General features: G+C 57.1%; 14 protein-coding genes and 1 pseudogene. 9 read left to right on the forward strand and 6 right to left on the reverse strand.

The genetic code is table 11. The annotated features are described in order from the left end of the window. The first annotated feature begins 165 nt into the window (after positions 1-165). From HMPREF3153_RS10055 to HMPREF3153_RS10070, 4 genes are all read left to right on the forward strand, one after another. Positions 166-1,086, forward strand: coding sequence for a pseudouridine synthase (locus HMPREF3153_RS10055; protein WP_034657485.1), 921 nt, complete (start codon positions 166-168; stop codon positions 1,084-1,086). A gap of 11 nt (positions 1,087-1,097) precedes the next feature. Continuing rightward, positions 1,098-1,793 carry a (d)CMP kinase gene (gene cmk, locus HMPREF3153_RS10060; protein ID WP_070420766.1) on the forward strand — a complete coding sequence of 232 codons (696 nt, stop codon included), beginning with the start codon at positions 1,098-1,100 and terminating at the stop codon, positions 1,791-1,793. Continuing rightward, entirely contained in the window at positions 1,786-3,411 is a 1,626-nt protein-coding gene (der, locus tag HMPREF3153_RS10065; protein WP_070420757.1) for a ribosome biogenesis GTPase Der, read from the forward strand. Before cmk ends, der begins: the two co-directional genes overlap by 8 nt. A gap of 176 nt (positions 3,412-3,587) precedes the next feature. Continuing rightward, positions 3,588-4,973: an anaerobic C4-dicarboxylate transporter gene (locus HMPREF3153_RS10070; RefSeq protein ID WP_070420758.1), complete on the forward strand. Its 1,386-nt coding sequence runs from the start codon at positions 3,588-3,590 to the stop codon at positions 4,971-4,973. Here HMPREF3153_RS10070 and HMPREF3153_RS10075 read toward each other — a convergent pair. Further along, positions 4,970-5,779 (reverse strand): class I SAM-dependent methyltransferase, encoded by an 810-nt coding sequence (locus HMPREF3153_RS10075; protein ID WP_070420759.1) that lies wholly within the window; start codon positions 5,777-5,779, stop codon positions 4,970-4,972. The two genes, HMPREF3153_RS10070 and HMPREF3153_RS10075, sit on opposite strands and share 4 nt — an antisense overlap. A gap of 67 nt (positions 5,780-5,846) precedes the next feature. Between HMPREF3153_RS10075 and HMPREF3153_RS10080 the strand changes: the two genes are divergently transcribed. The 3 genes from HMPREF3153_RS10080 to HMPREF3153_RS10090 are packed head-to-tail and all read left to right on the forward strand — an operon-like array spanning position 5,847 to position 10,075. Beyond that, complete coding sequence (locus HMPREF3153_RS10080) at positions 5,847-7,316, forward strand: ABC transporter transmembrane domain-containing protein (protein WP_070420760.1); 1,470 nt, start codon at positions 5,847-5,849, stop codon at positions 7,314-7,316. Positions 7,317-7,318: 2 nt separating this feature from the next. After that, complete coding sequence (locus HMPREF3153_RS10085; protein WP_200896702.1) at positions 7,319-9,094, forward strand: ABC transporter ATP-binding protein; 1,776 nt, start codon at positions 7,319-7,321, stop codon at positions 9,092-9,094. A 60-nt stretch (positions 9,095-9,154) separates the two neighbouring features. After that, entirely contained in the window at positions 9,155-10,075 is a 921-nt protein-coding gene (locus tag HMPREF3153_RS10090; protein ID WP_246817195.1) for a CE1 family esterase, read from the forward strand. On the opposite strand, the gene HMPREF3153_RS10095 is transcribed toward HMPREF3153_RS10090, so the two are convergent. After that, the gene (locus HMPREF3153_RS10095) at positions 10,072-11,385 is read right to left on the reverse strand and encodes a site-specific DNA-methyltransferase (protein ID WP_049191691.1); all 1,314 of its coding nucleotides are present in this window, start codon (positions 11,383-11,385) and stop codon (positions 10,072-10,074) included. The genes HMPREF3153_RS10090 and HMPREF3153_RS10095 overlap by 4 nt on opposite strands. 331 nt (positions 11,386-11,716) lie before the next feature. Here HMPREF3153_RS10095 and HMPREF3153_RS10100 point away from each other — a divergent pair, with 331 nt between their 5' ends. Together HMPREF3153_RS10100 and HMPREF3153_RS10105 are read left to right on the forward strand one after the other, a co-directional pair. Beyond that, positions 11,717-11,896, forward strand: coding sequence for an antitoxin (locus tag HMPREF3153_RS10100; protein ID WP_046646005.1), 180 nt, complete (start codon positions 11,717-11,719; stop codon positions 11,894-11,896). Between the two features lie 610 nt (positions 11,897-12,506). Continuing rightward, positions 12,507-12,710 (forward strand): hypothetical protein, encoded by a 204-nt coding sequence (locus tag HMPREF3153_RS10105; RefSeq protein WP_070420761.1) that lies wholly within the window; start codon positions 12,507-12,509, stop codon positions 12,708-12,710. A gap of 555 nt (positions 12,711-13,265) precedes the next feature. Here HMPREF3153_RS10105 and HMPREF3153_RS10115 read toward each other — a convergent pair. The 4 genes and pseudogenes from HMPREF3153_RS10115 to HMPREF3153_RS12895 form a co-directional block, all read right to left on the reverse strand. Next, complete coding sequence (locus tag HMPREF3153_RS10115) at positions 13,266-16,349, reverse strand: type I restriction endonuclease subunit R (RefSeq protein WP_070420763.1); 3,084 nt, start codon at positions 16,347-16,349, stop codon at positions 13,266-13,268. After that, positions 16,342-17,394: a restriction endonuclease subunit S gene (locus HMPREF3153_RS10120; protein WP_168161729.1), complete on the reverse strand. Its 1,053-nt coding sequence runs from the start codon at positions 17,392-17,394 to the stop codon at positions 16,342-16,344. The genes HMPREF3153_RS10115 and HMPREF3153_RS10120 overlap by 8 nt, the downstream gene beginning before the upstream one ends. Before the next feature lie 203 nt (positions 17,395-17,597). Beyond that, positions 17,598-19,532: a type I restriction-modification system subunit M gene (locus tag HMPREF3153_RS10125; RefSeq protein ID WP_070420765.1), complete on the reverse strand. Its 1,935-nt coding sequence runs from the start codon at positions 19,530-19,532 to the stop codon at positions 17,598-17,600. A 311-nt stretch (positions 19,533-19,843) separates the two neighbouring features. Further along, positions 19,844-20,158 (reverse strand): annotated as a pseudogene (locus HMPREF3153_RS12895) (hypothetical protein); the annotation flags it as partial.

The following is a 20,158-nucleotide window of genomic DNA, read 5'->3' on the forward strand; positions in this document are numbered from 1 at the left end:
CTCCGAGTCCAAGAAGTCACTAGACATCACAGCATTAGCTCAGAATTAGGTCAGACTAGCTCGGTATTGGGCCGGTACAAGGCATTTGGGCATTAGCACGTGGGGAAGCAGTGGGGTAGCATGGCCCAGGTAACTTCATAACTTCAATTGAAAAGGACACTTATCGTGACTCCACCCGCTCGCCGAGACGGCACACCGGAAAAGAAGAAGCGAGACAGCGACATGTTTGTCTCCAATGCGAAACCGGCCCGCCGTCAGCACGTAGACAAGCGTGAACGCGCAAATAAGAAGAAGGCCACCGCAGACTCCGTAGCTCGTGACTTGGGCGCCGACTGGTTGGTTGGTGATAACCCCAAGGGAGAGCGCCTCCAGAAAGTGCTTGCTAAGGCAGGCGTAGCCTCGCGTCGCCACGCCGAAATCATGATCGACGCTGGCCGCGTAGAGGTCAACGGCAAGATCGTCATGCAGCAGGGCGTGCGTGTTGATCCGAACGTCGATGTCATCCGTGTTGATGGCGTGCGCATCAACGTCAACGAAGAGACCCGGTACTTCATTCTCAACAAGCCGCGTGGCTTGCAGTCCACCATGAGCGATGAGCTTGGCCGTCCGTGCATCGGCGACTTGATTGGTGACCGTGTTGCAGCAGGCCAGCGCCTGTTCCACGTCGGTCGTCTTGATGCCGATACCGAGGGACTCATTCTCATCACCAATGACGGCGAGTTGGCAAACCGCCTGATGCACCCCAAGTACGAGGTTCGTAAGACCTACCTCGCTACTGTTTTGGGCGAGGCTGGAAATGGCCTCGTACGCACTCTGAAAGAAGGCGTGGAACTCGAAGACGGACTCGCCAAGGCTGACTATGTTCAGATCGTGGACAAGAACCAGGGCTATTCCTTGGTCCGCGTCGAGCTGCACGAAGGTCGCAAGCATATCGTCCGTCGCATGCTCAAGGAAGCTGGCTTCCCAGTTCAGCGCCTCGTGCGCACGAAGCTGCACACGCTCCAGCTTGGTGAGATGAAGCCCGGTATTCTGCGTGCGCTGAACTCCAACGAGCTCGCGAGCCTGTACAAGGCGGTGGGGATGTAATGGAGGAGAAGATGATTTCTAACATGCCTGAAGGCGGCATGATACTTGCCGTCGACGGACCTTCCGGAACCGGTAAGTCCACCACCTGCCGCGCACTGGCTAAGCGTCTCGACGCAAAGTACGTGGACACCGGTGCGATGTACCGCGTGGCTACGTTGGCTGTTCTGCGCGCCGGCGTGGACCCCAGCGATACGGCGGCCGTCATCGCCGCCACTGCAGACCTCCCGCTGGAAGTCTCTGACGACCCTGATTCCAAGCAGGTTCTGCTAGCAGGAGAGGACGTATCCCGCGTCATTCGTGAAGACGAAGTCACCCGCAACGTCTCGGCTGTCTCCGCAGTACCTGAGGTTCGTCAGAACCTTGTTGAGCTGCAGCGCAAGCTCGCTCGTGAGGCACACCGTGCCATCGTTGAAGGCCGCGACATCGGCACCACCGTGTTGTCGGACGCTCCTGCGAAGGCTTTCATGACTGCATCAGCCGCTGTTCGCGCCCAGCGTCGTCATGACCAAAACGTTGCTGCGGGTATCGACTCCGACTTTGACACCGTGCTTGCCAGCGTTGAACGCCGCGACGCTGCTGATTCCTCCCGCGCCACCTCACCACTGCGTCCGGCGGAGGATGCAACCATCGTCGATACTTCTGAGATGACCCTCGAAGAAGTTCTCGACACCCTTATTAACATCGTGAAGGAGTCCGCCAATGGCTAAGGATTTTGAGCATCAAGAAGACAATGCCGTCTCAGGCGACTTCGAAACCGAGTTTCACTATCCAGTGGGCAAACTCGAAGAGGAGACAGTCAGGGATCCACACGGCGGTTGGGCTCCTGAGGACTTCGACGCCAACGAGTTTGACTACGAGTTTGATGAGTCTGAAATCGACGAATCTGAGTTCGGTGAAGCCGACTTTGGTGAGGACTTCGACAACGACGAAGATCCACTAAGCGAAGAAGAGTGGGAGGAGCTCTCCCGCGCCTTCGGCGTTGATGATCAGCACACTGAGGAAAACCTCTGCACGGTCGCCGTTGTCGGACGTCCGAACGTGGGCAAGTCCTCCTTGGTCAATCGTTTCCTCGGCCGCCGTGAGGCCGTGGTGGAGGACCACCCGGGCGTGACCCGGGACCGAGTTTCTTATGTCGCCGAGTGGAACGGCCAGCGTTTCTTCGTCCAAGATACCGGCGGGTGGGACCCCAACGTGAAGGGCATTCACGCCGCAATCGCCCGTCAGGCAGAGCTGGCGATGAATACCGCCGACGTCATCGTGTTCGTCGTCGACACTAAGGTCGGCATTACCGAGACCGACGCGGTCATGGCCCGCAAGCTGCAGAAGTCCGAAGTTCCGGTCATCTTGGTCTCTAACAAGTTTGATTCCGAGACCATGTACGCCGACATGGCTGAGTTTTACGCTCTGGGCCTGGGCGATCCCTGGCCTGTCTCGGCACAGCACGGCCGCGGTGGCGCTGACGTTCTCGACGAGATCCTGCGCCTGTTCCCTGAGGAGCCACGCCACGCCTCCATCACCTCCGGCCCGCGCCGCGTGGCCCTGGTGGGCAAGCCAAACGTCGGTAAGTCTTCCTTGCTCAACAAGCTCACCTCGGAGGAACGCTCCGTTGTAGACAATGCTGCTGGCACCACGGTTGACCCCGTTGACTCCCTGGTTCAGCTTGATCAGCGTCTGTGGAAGTTCATCGATACTGCCGGCCTGCGCAAGAAGGTCAAGAATGCCCAGGGGCACGAGTACTACGCGTCTCTTCGCACCCGCGGTGTCATCGACGCGGCGGAGGTTTGCATCATGCTTATCGACGCCTCCGAAGAGGTCTCCGAGCAGGACCAGCGCGTTCTCAACATGGTGTTGGAGGCAGGCAAGGCCTTGGTTATTGCCTTCAACAAATGGGATCTTATGGATGAGGATCGCCGCTACTACCTCGACCGCGAGATCGACGAGCAGCTGCGCCACTTGCCGTGGGTGACCCGCGTGAACATCTCCGCTCAGACTGGGCGCGCCCTGCAGCGTCTCGAGCCTGCGATGATTGAAGCTTTGGTAAGTTGGGACCAGCGTGTCTCTACTGGCCAGCTCAACAACTGGCTGCGCGAGGCAATCGCTGCCAACCCACCACCGATGAAGAACAATCGTTTGCCGCGCGTCTTGTTCGCCACCCAGGCGTCCACGCAGCCGCCCACCATCGTTCTATTCACCACTGGATTCTTGGATGCTGGCTACCGCCGCTATCTGGAGCGTAAGTTCCGTGAGCGCTTCGGCTTCCATGGCTCTCCGGTGCGCATTGCTGTCCGCGTGCGCGAGCGCCGCGGAAAGAATTCCAAGCGCTAATCGCGATGGGGAAGCGCTAGCAGTACGGCCGTTACGCTGCGATTATACCAAAAAGGCGAGCCATTCTTACACTTTGAAAAGTGTGATGAATGGCTCGCCTTTTTGATTGTCTGTGATTCTGCCCGTTCGGATATTCTGAGAGGGTAATCAAGTATTGACTTTCAGAAAGGCTCTTCATGTTAGCCTCCATTCTCGACCCGACCTCAGCAGTCGCGATCGTCCTCCAAGTCATCATCATTCTCTCTGCGCTTCTCTTGGGTACGCGTTACGGCGGCCTCGGCCTAGGCCTTATCTCCGGCATCGGCCTTATCATCATGGTCTTCGTCTTCGGCCTTGCACCGGGCGAGCCTCCAGTGGACGTGATGCTGACCATTATCGCCGTCATCGGCTGTGCCGCAACCCTCCAACAAGCCAGAGGCCTCGAGGTGATGATGCAATTCGCGGAGAAATTCCTCCGCGCCCACCCTGAGCGCATCACCATCCTTGCTCCGCTGACCACCTGGTTCCTCACCGTGCTCTGTGGTACCGGACACGTTGTGTATACGATGTTTCCCATCATCGAGGACATCGCGCTGAAGAAGGGCATTCGCCCGGAGCGCCCCATGGCCGTTGCCTCCACCTCTGCCCAGATGGGTATCACCGCTTCGCCGGTTTCTGTGGCCACCGTGTCCCTTGCATCCATCATCGCTGAGAACGCTGGCATCACTGGTGTTTCCTACTCCATCCCACAGATCCTCATGGTCGCCATCCCTGCTTCCCTCTCCGGCGTCCTCCTCGCTGCGCTGTGGTCACTGCGTCGCGGCAAGGACCTCGATAAGGACCCTGCATTCCAGGAGAAAATGAAGGACCCAGAGTTTGCGAAGTCCATCCAATCCTCCAGCCACTCTCTACTCGACGAGGTCTTTCCGGCCTCCGCCAAGCGCTCCGTCGTTGTATTTTTGACCGCCATCGCAGTCGTCGTCATCCTCGGCGCCTTTGATGTCCTGCGCCCGTCCTTCCCTAACGCGGATGGTGAGATGAAGGCCCTCTCGATGAACCTTGTCATTCAGATGGTCATGCTTGTCGCCGGCGCAATCATCCTCATTTTCTGCAACGTCGACAACAAGAAGATCGCCTCCACTCCTGTGTTCAAGGCTGGCATGACGGCAGTATTCTCCGTCTTCGGTGTTGCCTGGATGGCTGATACATTCTTCGAGTCCCACATCGATGCCCTCGAAGCTAACTTGGGCAGCATCGTGCAGACCGCGCCATGGGCATACGCAATCGTGCTGCTCATCGTTTCCAAGCTGGTTAACTCCCAGGCTGCCGCCCTCGTTGCAATCGCTCCGATTGGCCTGTCCCTGGGCATCGACCCAGCGATCATCGTCGGTTTCTACGGCGCAGCCTACGGCTACTTCATCCTCCCGACTTACCCTTCCGATCTGGCCTGCATCGGTTTCGACCGCACAGGTACCACCCGCATCGGCAAGTTCGTGGTCAACCACTCGTTCATCATCCCGGGCGCAATCTCCGTGTTCACGTCCTGCGTGGTCGGCTCCCTGCTGGCATCCGCCATCCTCTAAGCAGCGACAGCTCGCGTGAGCACAAAGGCATCAGTGCGGTAGGCAATCTCCAAAGCCTGCCCCTCGGAAAAGCCCATGTGCTCATACAAATACCAGTTCAGGTTGTGTGTCATCCGGTCGTGAATCTTGGTAGTGTTACGCAGCCAATAGGAGCGAGTGTGCATCAGCTGATGGAGCTGCTCTGGAGTGAGAATATGGTTCCACTTCAGACGCAGCTCCTTTGTGATCTCCCAAGGAGCAGAGACCTCGGGGTAGAAGCCAGGTCGCTGAATATCGCCTGAGTGCATGATGCGCGCCAGCCGCAGCAACCACGGATCGGCACCAACGTCGAGGGTGTTCCACACCAGGAGCACCTTGCCGCCTGGGCGGACTATGCGATCGAATTCACCGCACGCCTTGGCGACGTCCACCCAATGCCAGGTCTGTGCACAGGCAACGGCATCCACGGAGGCGTCGCCAAGCGCAGTGCTCTCTGCCACCGAACGCCACGTAGGAACCCCCAACTGTTCACGCAGAACCCGAGTCATGTCCGGAGATGGATCGCAGGCGAGCACCTGGGGGTTGGTGAGAGTCTCCGTCAGCTTTCCCGTACCGGCACCAACATCAAGGACTGTGTGGGCGTCCGCGATGAGCTCGGCAACTTCGCTTGGATAGCTCGGACGCACGTCGTGGTAGGTATCAGCACCATGCGCGAAAGAAAGCGCTGAGCGCGTGCGGTGCGCCTCTCCCCGAAACGTTGGATTCTCCTTCTCCGAAGCTTTTCTGTAGCTGGGATAATGCGAGGGCTCAGGCAAGTGCGAAGACATAGTGAAAATAACCTACCGCGTTTGCTGGTTCCAGAAAATCCAAGGCTCTGAAATAGAATGGCTTACCATGTCGAATCTTCCTGCGCCCAAGGACCCACGGTGGCTGTTGAAAACCGTGCTTTCCCGGCGCGAGAAGACCATCCCCGCTGCGATCTTGATGTCGATATCGTTCGTGTGCAACGGTATGACACCCGTCATCGTCGGCCGTGCCATTGACGGCGCGATCGCCATCCATTCCTTCGACGCATTGCTGCGTTGGCTGGGCATTCTCGTAGCGATTTTCGCGCTCAATGCAGTGGCAGCTTGGTTTGCGCGGGGTATGTTCTCCCGTGCGATGCTCGAGGTGGGCCACGACTTGCGCATGGCGGTTACAGATCGCATTCAAGATCCGCGGGGCATCGGGGGCCGTGCGCGTACAGCCGGTGAGCTGCTTTCCATTGCCTCCTCGGATGCGAAACGCGTGTCCGAGGCCGTCATCATGACGGTGTTTCCCGTGGCTGAGGTCTGCTCGATTGTCTACGTGGCGATTATGACTTCACGGGTCAACGTGCCCCTAGGCATTGCGGTGCTCCTCGGCGGGCCAGTGGTTGTGTGGATTTCCTTGGTGGCGGCCAAACCTTTGCGCTCACGGTCCGGTGCGCGGCAGGCGGCGCTGGCCCAAGCCTCAGCTACGGCGACAGATGTTGTACAAGGCCTGCGCATCCTGAAGGGCTTGGGCGCTATTGGCACAGTGCGCAAGCGTTATTCGGCGGTTTCTGACGCTGCTTATGAACGCACGATTGATGCAAACGGTGCGCAGGCACGCCTCAACGCGATAACGGAGGCAGTTGGTTCCATCTACGTCATTGCCGTGGCGATTGCTGCGGGAGCTTTGGCCGTAAACGGCACGGTGACAGTGGGCGAGTTGATCACCGTGGTGGGCCTGACGCAGTTTGTCATCACTCCAATGACGATGATGGGCAAAAACATTGCTTCCCGGTGGGCGGCTGCGCAGGCAAGCGGGCGACGTATCACGGAGCTTTTGGACAGCCCGTTCCGTGCCGCCAGCACGCCTCAGGCTCCGCAGTGGGGACCTGGTCTCCACGTTGTAAAGGGCGCTGCGCCGGAAGAACTCGACGACCTACCACGTGAGCGCTTCTTGGTGGCACCCCATGCGGCTGACCTTTTTGCCGGCAGTGTTCAGTCCAATATTCATGAGGATTCCGCTGTGGCAGCTCAAGCGCTGCAGGTTGCGGCCGCCGAGGATATTCCGGGTGGACTGAGCAAGGACGTCGGGGAGAATGGTGGAGCCTTATCTGGTGGCCAGCGGCAACGCGTTGCGTTGGCACGTGCTATCGCAGCAGCGCCGGAAGTCCTCATTTTGCAGGATCCAACCACGGCCGTCGACTCCGTGACGGAGCAAAAGATAGCCGAGCGGGTCTCCCAAGCACGCGCAGGACAAACCACCGTGGTCTACACGAATGCGCCAGCGTGGGCAGCAGTTGCCGAGACAGTTGAGGCGCCACAGCTTAACGAACACACTGGGAAGGGCAGATAGCCATGCGATTTCCTACTGCAACGTGGCTGCAGGTCCGGCAGAAGGTTGCCGCTCATCTGCATGCGATTGCGCACGCTAAACGCCGCAGTTTCGTGGCCTTCCTCTTGCTTATTGGCGGTGCGGTGGCGAACGTCTATATCCCTATCCTTTTAGGCCGGGTGGTTGATGCGGTGGTGTCGGGTGAAGGCGAGTTGCGCGGCCTCGCATGGATTGGCGTGGAACTCGTGCTCGTGGCGATAGCCTCGGCCGTGTTGTCCGCTGGCGGGTTCTACTTGCTCTCACGTCTTACAGAGAGGGTCATTGCGAATCTGCGCGAGGAAACCGTGGGCACTGCCTTGGGCTTGCCTGTCCACCGCGTCGAGGAGGCCGGGTCTGGTGATTTGGTCTCACGCTCAACAGATGACGTGAGTGAACTTTCCGCAGCGGTTACTGAGACGGTCCCGGTTCTGACTAGCTCGATCTTTGCGATTGTTACCACGGCCGTGGCCCTAATCTCCTTGGACTGGCAATACCTCTTGGTGGTGGCATGCGCGGGACCCATCTACTTTGTAGCGGCACGCAATTATCTGCGGCATGCACCGCAGCGTTATGCAAATGAGCGCGCATCCATGGCTGAGCGTGCGCGCCGGGTTTTGGAGACTATTCATGGCCGGGCCACGGTGCGGGCATATGCGATGGAGCAGCGGATGCGCAGCGGCATTAGTCAGGCCTCGCGTGCCGTGGTGGAAAACGGTTATAGCGCGCGACGCACGATGATGGTCCTGCAGCTGTGGATTACCGCGGTGGAGCTGGTGATGCTTGGGGTAGGTCTCTTCGTCGGCTTCTGGGTCACTTCTAGTGGTGCGATGACCGTTGGTGCCGTTACCGCGGCAATGTTGATGCTCATTCGTCTGCGGGGACCGCTCATGGGGCTTATGCGAGTGCTCGACACGGTTCAATCGGGCTATGCTTCACTAGCTCGAATCGTTGGGGTGACGGTTAATCCGCCGCTTCCAATTTCGCCGGCTGGTGCGCCGCAGCCGCGGGGTGATGTTTCTATGCGGGGTGTTAGCTTCAGCTATGACAGTAGCTATGACAGTGAGGAAAACACTGATGCGTGGGCAGTTGAAGACCTTGACCTTCATATAGCTCCTGGACAAACTGTGGCCCTCGTAGGAGCGTCCGGCGCAGGTAAGACCACCGTCGCTGCGCTTGCTGCAGGGTTGCGCGTTCCGAGTGCAGGCTCAGTGCAGGTTGATGGGATCGACGTGTCGCGGCTTTCCGACGCCGAGCGAGTCGCCCGTCTCGCGCTGGTTTCCCAAGAGGTTTATGTCTTTTCAGGCACTTTGCGTGATGACTTGTCCTTAGCGCGTCCGAATGCCACTGACGAGGAAATGTGGGCCGCACTGCGCGGTGTCCAAGCAGACTGGGTAGACACCTTTGCCGATGGCTTGGACACCGTTGTCGGTGCGCGGGGAATACAGCTTGAACCGGTCGCGGCGCAACAGCTCGCTTTGGCGCGCATTTTGCTGCTGGACCCTGCAGTGGTTGTCATGGATGAAGCTACGGCCGAGGCTGGCTCGGTCGGCGCGGGGGCTTTGGAGGTAGCTGCCGACGCTGTGACGGATGGCCGCACTGCACTGATCGTTGCGCACCGACTGGATCAAGCTTCCCAGGCCGATTGCATCCTAGTGATGGAAAGCGGACGTGTTATTGAACGGGGCACACATAATGAGCTGCTAGATTCTAAGGGCCGATACTGGCAACTTTGGAACGCATGGCAGAAAGGACGTGACTAATCCGTGCTCACTTCCAATGTCGTACGTAAAACTGCTGCTGTTTGTGCCAGCCTTTTTTTCTTGACATCTTGTGCAACGCCTGCTCCGATAAAACCGGAATCGGCGTCGCTGTGGGATAAGAATTCTGAGCTCGGAATACCGGTGTCTGCGCCTTTTGATGGCCCAGAGCCAGGGGAAAGCCGCTCCATTAATTTGCCTTCTGGGCGTAACTTCATTGTGCACGTTCCGGAGAAATACGACCCTGAGAAGCGCTGGCCGCTGGTGATGGTCTTCCACGGTTGGGGCGAGGAACCCAAAGCGATTGAAGGCTACACAGAGATGAATGCTGCGCAGGCCATCGTTGTGTATCCAGCTGGCGTCGAGAAGGCATGGACGCCAGCACCGTATGCCAAGACGACTGAGGAAGAAGACCTCAAATTCGTTGCGGATATGGTTGACAGTCTGCGCGCGACTTACGCTATCGATGACAACCGTATTTTCGCAGCTGGCTTGTCCAACGGCGGTGGCTTCGCAGCGTTCCTGGCTTGCCGCATGCCGGAAACTTTCCATTCGATCGCCACGGTTTCTGCTGCCTACTACGAGGGCATCTACAAGAACTGTTCCGGAGATCCAGTGGGGCGCCTTGACATGCACGGCACCGATGACCCAGTGGTGGAGTATTACGGCGGAACCCGCCACGGTACAAAATACGATTCGGTGGCCACGGTTATGGAGACCAACCGGAAGCGCAATCAGTGCACGACGGATGTCACAACTATGCGGCTGGTCAACAACGCTTTGCAACAAACATGGGTCGGCTGTAAAGCTCCGCTGCAGCACATCCGCATCGGCGGTGGATCACACATCTGGCCTGGTGGCCGCGTTGACGACAGAGCAGAGGTAGGAAAAGGCTTTGCCACTGACCGCGTTTTAGACTTCTTTGGCGTTCCGGGTAGACCAGCAGGCACCGAGGATCCGGAGTCGGGTAAAAAGACCAGTTAGTCGTCTTGAACCGATGATGCTTGCAGCTGGAAGTGCCGGAAAGTAGCCCCCGGAACGGCGGAAACCCGGCCAACGCAGATTTCGGCCACGGTGCGGAAACCAGCAGCGTAGGCAGGGCCGTTCTTAGCAGTGGGCTGTGGTAATTGAACGAGATGGAAACTGCGGTTGCCAGAGTCTTCGGCGTTGAGCTCTAAGACAGCCTGGGCTGTGGTTCCTGAGCCCGCAAAGAAATCAAGGACCACAGCGTTGGGTCCACCGGCAATGGCTACGAGATGCTTGATGAGCCGGACAGGCTTGGGAAACTCAAATACTCCTTGAACACCCATGACATTTTCAGCGTCGCGTCGTCCAGCGCGGGTTACTCCGAAACGCTCCCCGTCCAAGATTGAACGGGGACGAGCCCCTTTCTTTTGATAGTTCTTGGTATAGACAAACCCCCGCCGAAAGACGAGCTGATCGTAATTCGCTGCGACCTTTTCTCGTCCCCACCGCCAGCGCGCGACCTTCTCCTTACCCGTGGGTTGGTCAGGCCAGTACTGACGGCCTTTCTCATCCGTAATGGGGAAGTCGAGGGTCGGCAGGTATCCCAGCGTCTTGGAATCTAGACGAACCAGTGAGTAGTTTCCGCGCTCGTCGCTGAAGTTATAGTTTGTTGATGTGTGCGCGCCCTCGTCCACATTGAAGCCAGGGTTATCTGGTGACTTGGCGTAACACAAAATGTATTCGTGCTCTACAACGGCATACTTCGAGTCATTCTTGCCGGTTCCGCCTTTCTTCCAAATCAATTGCCCGGCGAAACAGTCCTCTCCGAAGATCTCATCCATGATTTTGCGCAGGTTCGCGCATTCGTCTTCACCAATCGAGACAAAAATGAATCCTGTCTCCTTTAGAATTCCTCTAGCTAGAAATAGGCGTGGGTACATCATGGAAAGCCATTCAGCGTGCCATTGTCCGTAACTTCCGGACCCCATTTTTCGCCTTCGGCGGTAATTGTCCGTGTAAACGAATTCTTTGCCTGTGTTATACGGCGGGTCGATATAGATAACGTCTGCCCTAAAGCCCTCTGAGCCGAGCACCTTGAGCGCATCCAGGTTGTCGCCTTCAAAAATAGTATTTGGAGAGTCTGATTCGCCATTTTGTGCCACCTTGTGTAGTGCGGTGGGTGTGTGAGCTAATTGGGCGGCGGAGTTCTTGCCTGGCCACACGAGCCCAAAGAATTCCTCGGTTGCTTGCGTAGCTGCAGAAGGAGACGAATCCGCAAAAGAGTGAAACTCAGTGGGGGATGAGCTGTTTGTGGAGGGTGTTGGCATAGTCCGCGTAGTCCTCGGCTGTTATTGAAACTTTCGGTATTAACGATACTTTGAGCTCTACTAGGTGCCCGCTTAGGTTCTAGTTCCGAGGATTGCCCAAAACAAGTACCGGCATTAAATTCTTGACCTCTTACGGTAGCACCAGGAATCTTTGATCAAGGGTTTAACTAAGAAGATTTGCGGGAGCGAACTCACTTAAGAATTTTCTTATGGCAGGAAGGCGTATTCGTATGTACGGTGGGGCACGTGTTCGTTCAGCCAGTCTTGGTTGCACCGCGAACATGTTGAACGTTAGAGCAAGAAACTTTCGTTGGAAAGGCTGAGGCATCTTATGGGTATTTTTGATAAGGCTAAGGACGCACTCAACTCGGAAAAGGGAGAGCAGATCTCCGATTTGGTGCTCGACAAGGGCGCAGAGGTAGCGCAGGACAAGCTGGGCGAGGACAAGGCTGATCAGATCAAGCAGGGGCGCGACAAGCTGGATGACCAGATCGGTAACGCTGGCGCTTAAGTTTTAACTAGACATCTTCAGCCGTCACACTGGCTGTGGACAACGACGGCCCCCGTGGCATTAAGCCAAACGGGGGTCGTGATTGTTTATGTGGGCCTTTTGAAGAAGATAGGGGTTAAGGGCTAAGTAGGGCTAAGTAGCGAAACGAATAGGCTCCAAGCAGAATCTGCTTGGAGCCCAGTCTTTTGTGAAACTACCCACCCACCTGCAACGACCCGAACTGCAGCTATGGTTTCCGTCGGTTTCCGTGGCCGGTTCCGTCGGCTGGTGGGATGAGGTGGCGATGGCTGGATTTTACGGTTGAGTAGTGTGGAAAAGACGCAACTTTATGCGCGTTCTACGCGGAGCCAGAATAACGGTGGCTTCTATGTTCACCGACCTTGAACACCAAGACTGGTGTGTGTAAGAGCTGGGGACACCTCACCCCCTGTTAGGGGCTTCCTCTCTGACGTAGTTCAAGGTAGAACCACAAGCTCAGAGCGTACACAGTCTCAAGTAAGCACATCGCTGTCATATTTTATGACAAGATGGAAACCAGCCCGACGAGGACATCCAACGGGAAGCCCAACCGGCTTTAGGTCGGAGGGGTTGAACAAAGAAAGGACGCAGCATGAGCAATACGCTTTACAAGAACGCGGTTGATTGCGGGAAGATGCTGGCATTTTCGGATTCCGCAGGTCGCGTATCCCACGTTGCGAAAGAAGACATGAACCAAGATATCGAGATCATTTACTCGAATCCCGATGCCCTTCGCGTATTCCGAGACAGCTTGGAAGACTACGCAGACGGCCGATTTGTGGATTTTGAGTTCTAACTGACCAGCCAGAAGAAATGCCACGTTTCAAAATCCAGTTTGCTCTGTCTGCCGCAGATGACCTTCGGAAAGCGCTTACCAAGTATCCCGACAAGAGGAAAAAGGTCAAGAAAGCAATTGGGTTCTTGGAAGACCCAGGCCCTTCATACCCAAGCCTAAAAACGCACCCTTTGAAGGGCAAGACGGCCAATAGTGGTGAAACCATTTATATCTCTTATGTAGAGAATCACACGCCCCAAGCGTGGCGAATTTACTGGAGCTACTGGGGACCTGACAATATTAAAGTTTTGTACGTTGGTCCTCATTTATGAAGCACATCCGACAAAAATCTTGAAACCCACCTTCACGGACGAAGGTGGGTTTCTCGTCGGCCATAATAGTTACAGTCCTCCTTGTCAGGCACGAAGTGCGTAGGTGCGGATTGTCTAAGCTGCCGGGGTGGTGGCAGTGTCAGGTGACTGAGGGAATTGTCGAGTCGACCTCCGCAGCGCGCTACGCACAGACGCGGTGACAGCCCCCGGATCACCAAAGCTTCATCCCGGCACGTCCCCTGTCCTAGCCCAGCTCACCAGTTTCGCGGGCGGCGGCCATAATGTCAGCGAGCGTGGAGATCACGTTGCGTAGCACGTCGCGGTCGGTGGTAAGCAGTGCGTCGCGCTGTTTCCGTTGTTCGATGCCGTCAAAGATAGCGCTGGTGGCTTCCTGCTGGAATTTGCGCGAGCGTTTGAGCTGGTCGCGGTTGTTTTCTTTGCCCAGCCGCACCGCTTCTGGACTGGAGGACAATGTTCCCCAGGCAGCGACAATCATCTGCGCGGTTTCATCACTGTTGACATCGACACCGGCTATGGAGAAGATGTCGTTGACTTTTTCAACGGCTTCGTCAAACGCCGCGCGTAGTGGGGTTTTCGGCTCACCAAGGCGAACCGTAAACTCAGGAACATTCAACGGCTCTAGTTCACTGTCCCTCACGCTATAGTCTTCTTCTACACCGCTCTGGGCAATGGCCACACCGGCCAGGGTGACACCTGTCAGGAAGTCTTCATCGTCGTCTAGCTCGGTGATGTGCAGGTTCGGCTCCAGCACGCTACATAGCATGGCGCGGCGTGACACGTCGGCATCTGCGTAGGCAATGATCTGGGAGAGGAATTCGTAGGCGTGGCGATATTTAAGGACATGTGCCCTGAAATCCTTGGCGCGCTCGCGGGTGTCCTTATCGGCGGAGTTTCGGTCTGTGCGCCAGCGGTCAAGAATCGTACCTGCCGCACCGCGCAGCTTCTCTGAGTCCTCGCCTGCCATGTAGGCTTCGGCAACCTTATTCATCTCGTCTGGGTCATAGTAGCCAGCGGTGTCCAACTCGTCCGCCAGCGTGTGCAGGGAGTTAGGGTCAATGTCGGTGTCAATGACCGCTCCCTGGTAGTAGCGCTTGAAGTCGGCCTCAATGAGTTTGGGATCGTTGATGAAGTCCACCACCATCGGGGCGGGCTTGTTCGGGTGGATGCGGTTGAGCCGGGAGAGTGTTTGCACGGTGGCGACCCCGGAGAGGTGCTTATCCACGTACATTGCGCACAGTCGCGGCTCGTTGAATCCGGTTTGGAACTTGTTGGCCACAATGAGCACGCGGTAGTCCAGATCGTCGTCTTTGAAGGCGCGCTCTACATCGGATTCGCCGTTCATGCTGACTTCGGTGACCGGCTCTGGTTCGTCCTCCATGCTTACCTTGTCGGAGAACGCCACGAGCGAGTGAAACTCGTAGCCTTTTTCTGTGATGTAGCGGTTCATCTCACGCGCCCAGTGCACTGCTGCTTTGCGCGATGAGGTCACCACCATGGCACGAGCCTGGCCGTCTAAGTGGTGGGCCACGTTGCGGCGGTAGTGTTCGACCACCACCTCTACCTTTTGGGCAATGGAGGTCGGGTGCAAGCGGACAAAGCGCACCATGTCGGTCACGGCTGCGGATTCATCGACTTCCTCGGTTCGTCCCAACTCGTCGCGGACTTCCGCCCACATGGTGTAGGTGGAGTAGTTGGTGAGCACGTCCATGATGAAGCCCTCAGCAATAGCCTGGCCCATCGGGTACGTGTCAAAAGCAATGTAGTGCCCGTCTGGGGTTTGGGTTCCGAACAGGCGCAGGGTCTTTCCCTTCGGCGTGGCCGTGAGCGCTACAAACGTCATGTTTGACGCGGTAGCGACTGCTTCCTGGCGCAGCTCCAGCAGGTCGTCGGCGGTGTACTCTTCTGACTCATCTAGCTCCACCTCAGCAAGCAGCTCGCGCAGCGCCGAGGCGGACGAACCAGTTTGTGAGGAGTGCGCCTCATCAGCAATCACGCACCAGTTGCGGCCCTGAATATCCGGGTCATCATCGAGCAGTGAGAGCACGTACGGGAACGTCTGCAACGTACAAGTGATGATGTGGCCACCCTCAACCAGGGCTTCGCGCAGCTGTGGTGACTTCGCGCCGGAATTTTCACCGACTGAGACCACAAGACCACGCGATGCAGCTAGTGCCTGCATGTCCTGGCGGATATTGGTATCCAGAGCGGTACGGTCGGTGACCACAATGACAGAATCAAAAGTTTTGGTTCCGTCCTGGGCTACCTGCCTAATAAGACGGTGCGCAAGCCACGCAATCGTCTTGGTCTTGCCGGAACCAGCGGAGTGCTCAATAAGGTAGCTCCCGCCAGCACCACGCTCGGCTACATCGGTGGTGACTTTCTCCACCGCGCGTAGCTGGTGGAAGCGCGGGAAAATCAAGGTACCTTTCGCACCGCGCTTTGACTTAGAATCCGGCTCCCACACTGCGAAATCACTTAAGATGCGCAGCAGGAGCCGAGGACGCAGCACCTTCTCCCACAGATACGAAGTAGCAGACTTGCCCGCTACTGGCGGGTTGCCACCAGCACCGTCATGTCCCTGATTAAACGGTAGGAACCTCGTGTCGTTGCCTTTAAGCGCGGTGGTCATGTACACCTCGTCATTCGACACCGCGAAGTGAACCAGTGCGCGCCCCGGCAGGAGTACGCGGCGATTCTTCGACGGTAAACGATCCTTGCGGTACTGCTTTATCGCATGAGCCACTGACTGTGTGTTGTCCGTCTTCAACTCAAACGTGGCCACCGGAATGCCGTTGACCGTAGCCACTAGATCCAGCGTTTCGCCGCTGGTGGTATCAAAGTGAACCTGGCGGATAATGCGCAGGCGGTTGTCCTCTGCACGCTTTGCCGCGGACACACTGAGCGGGTTGGCAGGTGGGAACGCCACCATGGGGCCAAAAGTCGCTGAGCGCGCGTTGGTCTGCGCGTACTTAAAGCCCTCTCGCAGGGTACCCAACAAGCCTCCACGGATGCGTCCGGTTTGGGTGTCCCTACGCGTTGCGGATTCGAGCCGCTTGGCGACGTACTGCAGCAGCAACCTCTCCGCATTCTCCCGCGTTGCCTCGGGAGCATCCTGCGGCACGGCCTTGGCATAGGCCTCCGGGTATTGGGTGGAAAGCCAGTGCAGCACATCAGCCGGGAACAGGCCTAGGCGCGCGTCCCAGCCGGTGTCCTTCATCCCTGGCTCATAGATCCAGCCGCTTCCTTGCAGCGACTCGCAGATAGTTTCTTCCAGGCGCTCTTCGCGCATAATGTCACGTTTAGGCATGAGGTTCGTCCTTGTGTGTAGAGGAGACAGGAATATTAATCTGGCCGGTCACCGCCGCCGAAATCACCGCTGAACGACGCTCCGCCAGCAAATCCCGCAGCTTCGTAATGTCCTCCAACATTGAATCAATCTCAGCGGTTTCACGGTCGATTTCGTCCGCGATGCGGCGCTGTTCAGCGAGGGGTGGGAGGAATACTCGGAACTGCTGGAACGTGCCGTACCCCAGGCTCTGCATAGAATGACTGGTTCCGACGATCGAAAACTCTACTTGCTTTCGATAAGCAGGAGTCTTAGCCCAAAGAGCTAGATACTTGGGGTCAGTATGTGGTCCTGGGAACAGCCTCCAAATTTTGTCACTAAAGATTAGGTTCGCTCTGGTTTCGCCAACGTAAGACATGGCACCGACGCATTCAGGGCTGTTTAGGCGGTTAAACAAGAGATCGCCGGATTTCACGAAGTGCTCGGTAGGAACGTTTTCTACTTGCCCAGCCTCAATAAGTCGATTTTGCGACGGTAAGAACCTTCCAGATGAAATAGCAGAAGTCTTCAGGATTCCGGTTTCGTCGTCCCCTGCCATCGATTGACCCCCTACCAAGCCGCTCCCGCCCAAGTGACCCGCAACTGCGATCGACATTGGCGCGGCGTCGGCATCGATTCGTTGATCAATGAGACGCTGTATTAATGCTGAATGTCTTTCGTTCAAAAGCCGTTCCATCTCGTCCAAATCGGCGCGCATGCCGTCGATCTCGGCGGTCTCGCGGTCGAGGTAGTCAGCGATGGCGCGCTGGGTGGGAAGAGGTGGAGCGGGAACGCGCAGTCTCGCTATCTTAGTAGGGGATGTAGCTGGGTAGCTTGTTCCCGTTGAGTCTGCGACTATTTCGTCAACAACCTGATCGGAAGTAAGCAAGTAGTTGATGTAGCGTCCGTCAGAGATGCCTGCATGAGGCCGAACAACGCAGAACCCTGTGGAAAATACTAAGTTCTCAGTACTTACCGGAACAGGGGCGATCGCCCTGAGATAAGTCCTAACAGTTGAAACAACCACGTCCCCCGGTCGAGCTAATCGACGTGCTCTTGACGGTGCATTTGCGATTGTAAAGGTCTGCTGGGGAATCTCTACACGCCCTGTCTTGACATTAGATATATCAACGTAGTTAAACGAAAACTCGGACGACGTGCTCTCAGGCAGTAAATCATCGTCAAACGAGCAAAGCGACCACAACGGTGCTAGTTCGATTCTCCTTCCCATTACTTCCTCACCTGCCCGAACTTATCCATGAGTCGGCCCATGACCTCGGCCACGTCGGCATCGATCTCGGTTAAGGGACGAACCGGCTCAGGTTTGTAGAACACGCGCTTAAACGGGATCTCGTAGCCGGTGACGGCTTTAGCTGCGTCCCAGGTGACATCAGGCGCGAAGGGGAGTACTTCACGCTGCATGTGCTCGTCGATGTCTTCGGTAAGCGGCACGCGCTCGGTCATGGTAAACGACGGATCAAGAACCGGGTCACCCTTGCGGTCAACTGCTGGCTCGGCTTCGTTGTCAGGGACGGCGATGGCCTTGGAGATAGCGTCGATAAGCGTGGCGGGCATCTTCACACCGTGTTCCTTGGCCGCGGCCTTGAGCGCGTCCGGCAGGTCGTTGTAGGAAGCGTTAGCCACCGCGCGTACCACGTCGGCGTGTTCGTTAACAGCCTGCTTGTGCGCTAGTACCTCAGCAATTGCGTCGTCGGTGACGTGGACTCCTAGGCGTGCTTGCTTGGTGACCTTCACATCGCGGAAGCCCAGGTCGTCTGGTGTGAGTACCTTGGACATGTCGTTATCGGCAAAAGCACTGTAGGTCTCCAGCACCTTGGTGCGGTCGGCCTCGCGCATCTCGCGGCGTTTGTCGCCCAAGCCTTTGTCTGGCACAGACCAGCACGCGGAGGCATCAATGAGCTGCACAAAGCCCTTGCGGTGGTCTTCCTTATTGGTGTCCAGAATCCAGATGTAGGTGGAAATACCTGTGCCATAGAACATGTTGGTGGGCAGCTGAATAATCGCGTCCACCAGGTCATTTTCTAGCAGCCAGGCGCGGATCTGGTCGGGGCCGGAACCAGGGCCACCCGTAAACAGCGGCGATCCGTTGGACACCACCGCACCACGTCCCCCGGAACCGTTTTCGCCCGCGGGCATGAGCTTGGAGGCTACGTGGGCAAGAAACAGCATCTGGCCATCGCTCTTGTTGGGTAGGCCGTGGCTAAAGCGAGACCCCGGCACCTTGGCCTGTTCCTTGACCGCCGACTGCTGTACCGACCAATCAGAACCAAACGGCGGGTTGGACAGAATGTACTCGAACTGTTCACCTTCATACAGGTCTGTCAGCAGTGTGTCACCGTGGCGGATCGCGTCCGGCTCACCACCCTGAATGAGCAAGTCGGCCTTGCCAATGGCGTAGCCGGTGGGCATCAGCTCTTGGCCTGCGAGGTTGACCTCAATGTTGGGGTTGAGTTCCTTCAACGCGCGCTCGGCCACGAGCAGCATGCCGCCGGTACCCGCGGTGGGGTCGTAGACGGTGCGTGAGGCACCGGGGGAGGTTAAGCCCAGGTCGTCGGAGGCAAAGAGGATGTCCACCATGAGTCGGATCGCATCGCGCGGGGTGTAGAAGGCACCCGCAGCCTTGCCCTTGGTGTTAAACGCCCGGTACATCACATGCTCAAATAGGTCACCCATCTGTGCGTTGGGCAGCGCTTCAACGGACATGTCGATGGTGGAGAAGTGCTTCACCATGGGCCACAGACGACCAGCCTGGTCAAGGGTGCGCATCTTCACCGCGAAGTCGAACGCATCCCAAATATCGCGCACCGACTGCGAAAACGCACCAACGTAGTCCATGAGCGAGTCATAGACATGATCATCGGTCTCCGCGATACGGGTTAAGTCCAGCTGCGAGGTGTTGTAGAAGGACAGCCCAAATTGTGACTGCACCTCCCAATCCATATAGGACTCACTCATGCCGTCGTCATGTAGTTGGTGCGCCAGGTCTAAAACCTTGTCTTTGGTGGGAGCCAAAATACATTCCAGGCGGCGCAGCACAGTCAACGGCAGGATGTAGTCGCCATAGTCTTCTGGCTCGACGATGGAGCGCAGGTACTTATCGGCGGTCGCCCACACAACAGACTGATTGAGGTCAGTGGTACTCACAGCGGGTGTCCTTCTTTTAGGTCGCTTTAGATAGTTTCGACTCATAACACTAGCCGGGATAGGGGACATTCAGGTCGTGAGTGCCCTGCTTTTCCTAGCACGTCCCTTCGATAGGGGAGGCAGAAAAAGACCCCAGCTGTGGCGCTGGGGCAGGAGACTTAGGCTGTGCGGAACGCAGCTGCTTATCTGTAAGCATGGCTTTCCTTATACGAAAATCGGTGGTCAGGAACCTAAAATTTTAGTTCCTGACCACCTGAAACAGCGGGCCGGTGCTTTAGATCAGCACGTCCCTAATCTCGTCTCCGCCTTACTTACCTCAACACATCCACATCCCCATCCAGTACCCGCGGCTCGACCTCCATGTGGATGCCGCGGTAGGGCAGGAGCGCGCGTACGATGTCGTGGGTCATATCAATGCCACGGTCAGGTTCGTCCCGAAGCAGCTGGTGCAGGTTGGCGCAATAGTCCACGCCGGGAAACTCTTGCTCGGCAGGCGGAAGGCACCCGTCCGGATCATTCGTGGTGCATCGGATGACCCAGTTGTTGCTGCCAATGTCGGGGATGTTCAGGGGGACCTGACCCCTGTTTGGTAGACACCTGATATCCAGCCCGGTTGGGTTGGGAAG

Origin of the sequence: Corynebacterium sp. HMSC06C06 (genome assembly GCF_001807295.1) — a bacterium.
GTDB lineage: Bacteria > Actinomycetota > Actinomycetes > Mycobacteriales > Mycobacteriaceae > Corynebacterium > Corynebacterium striatum.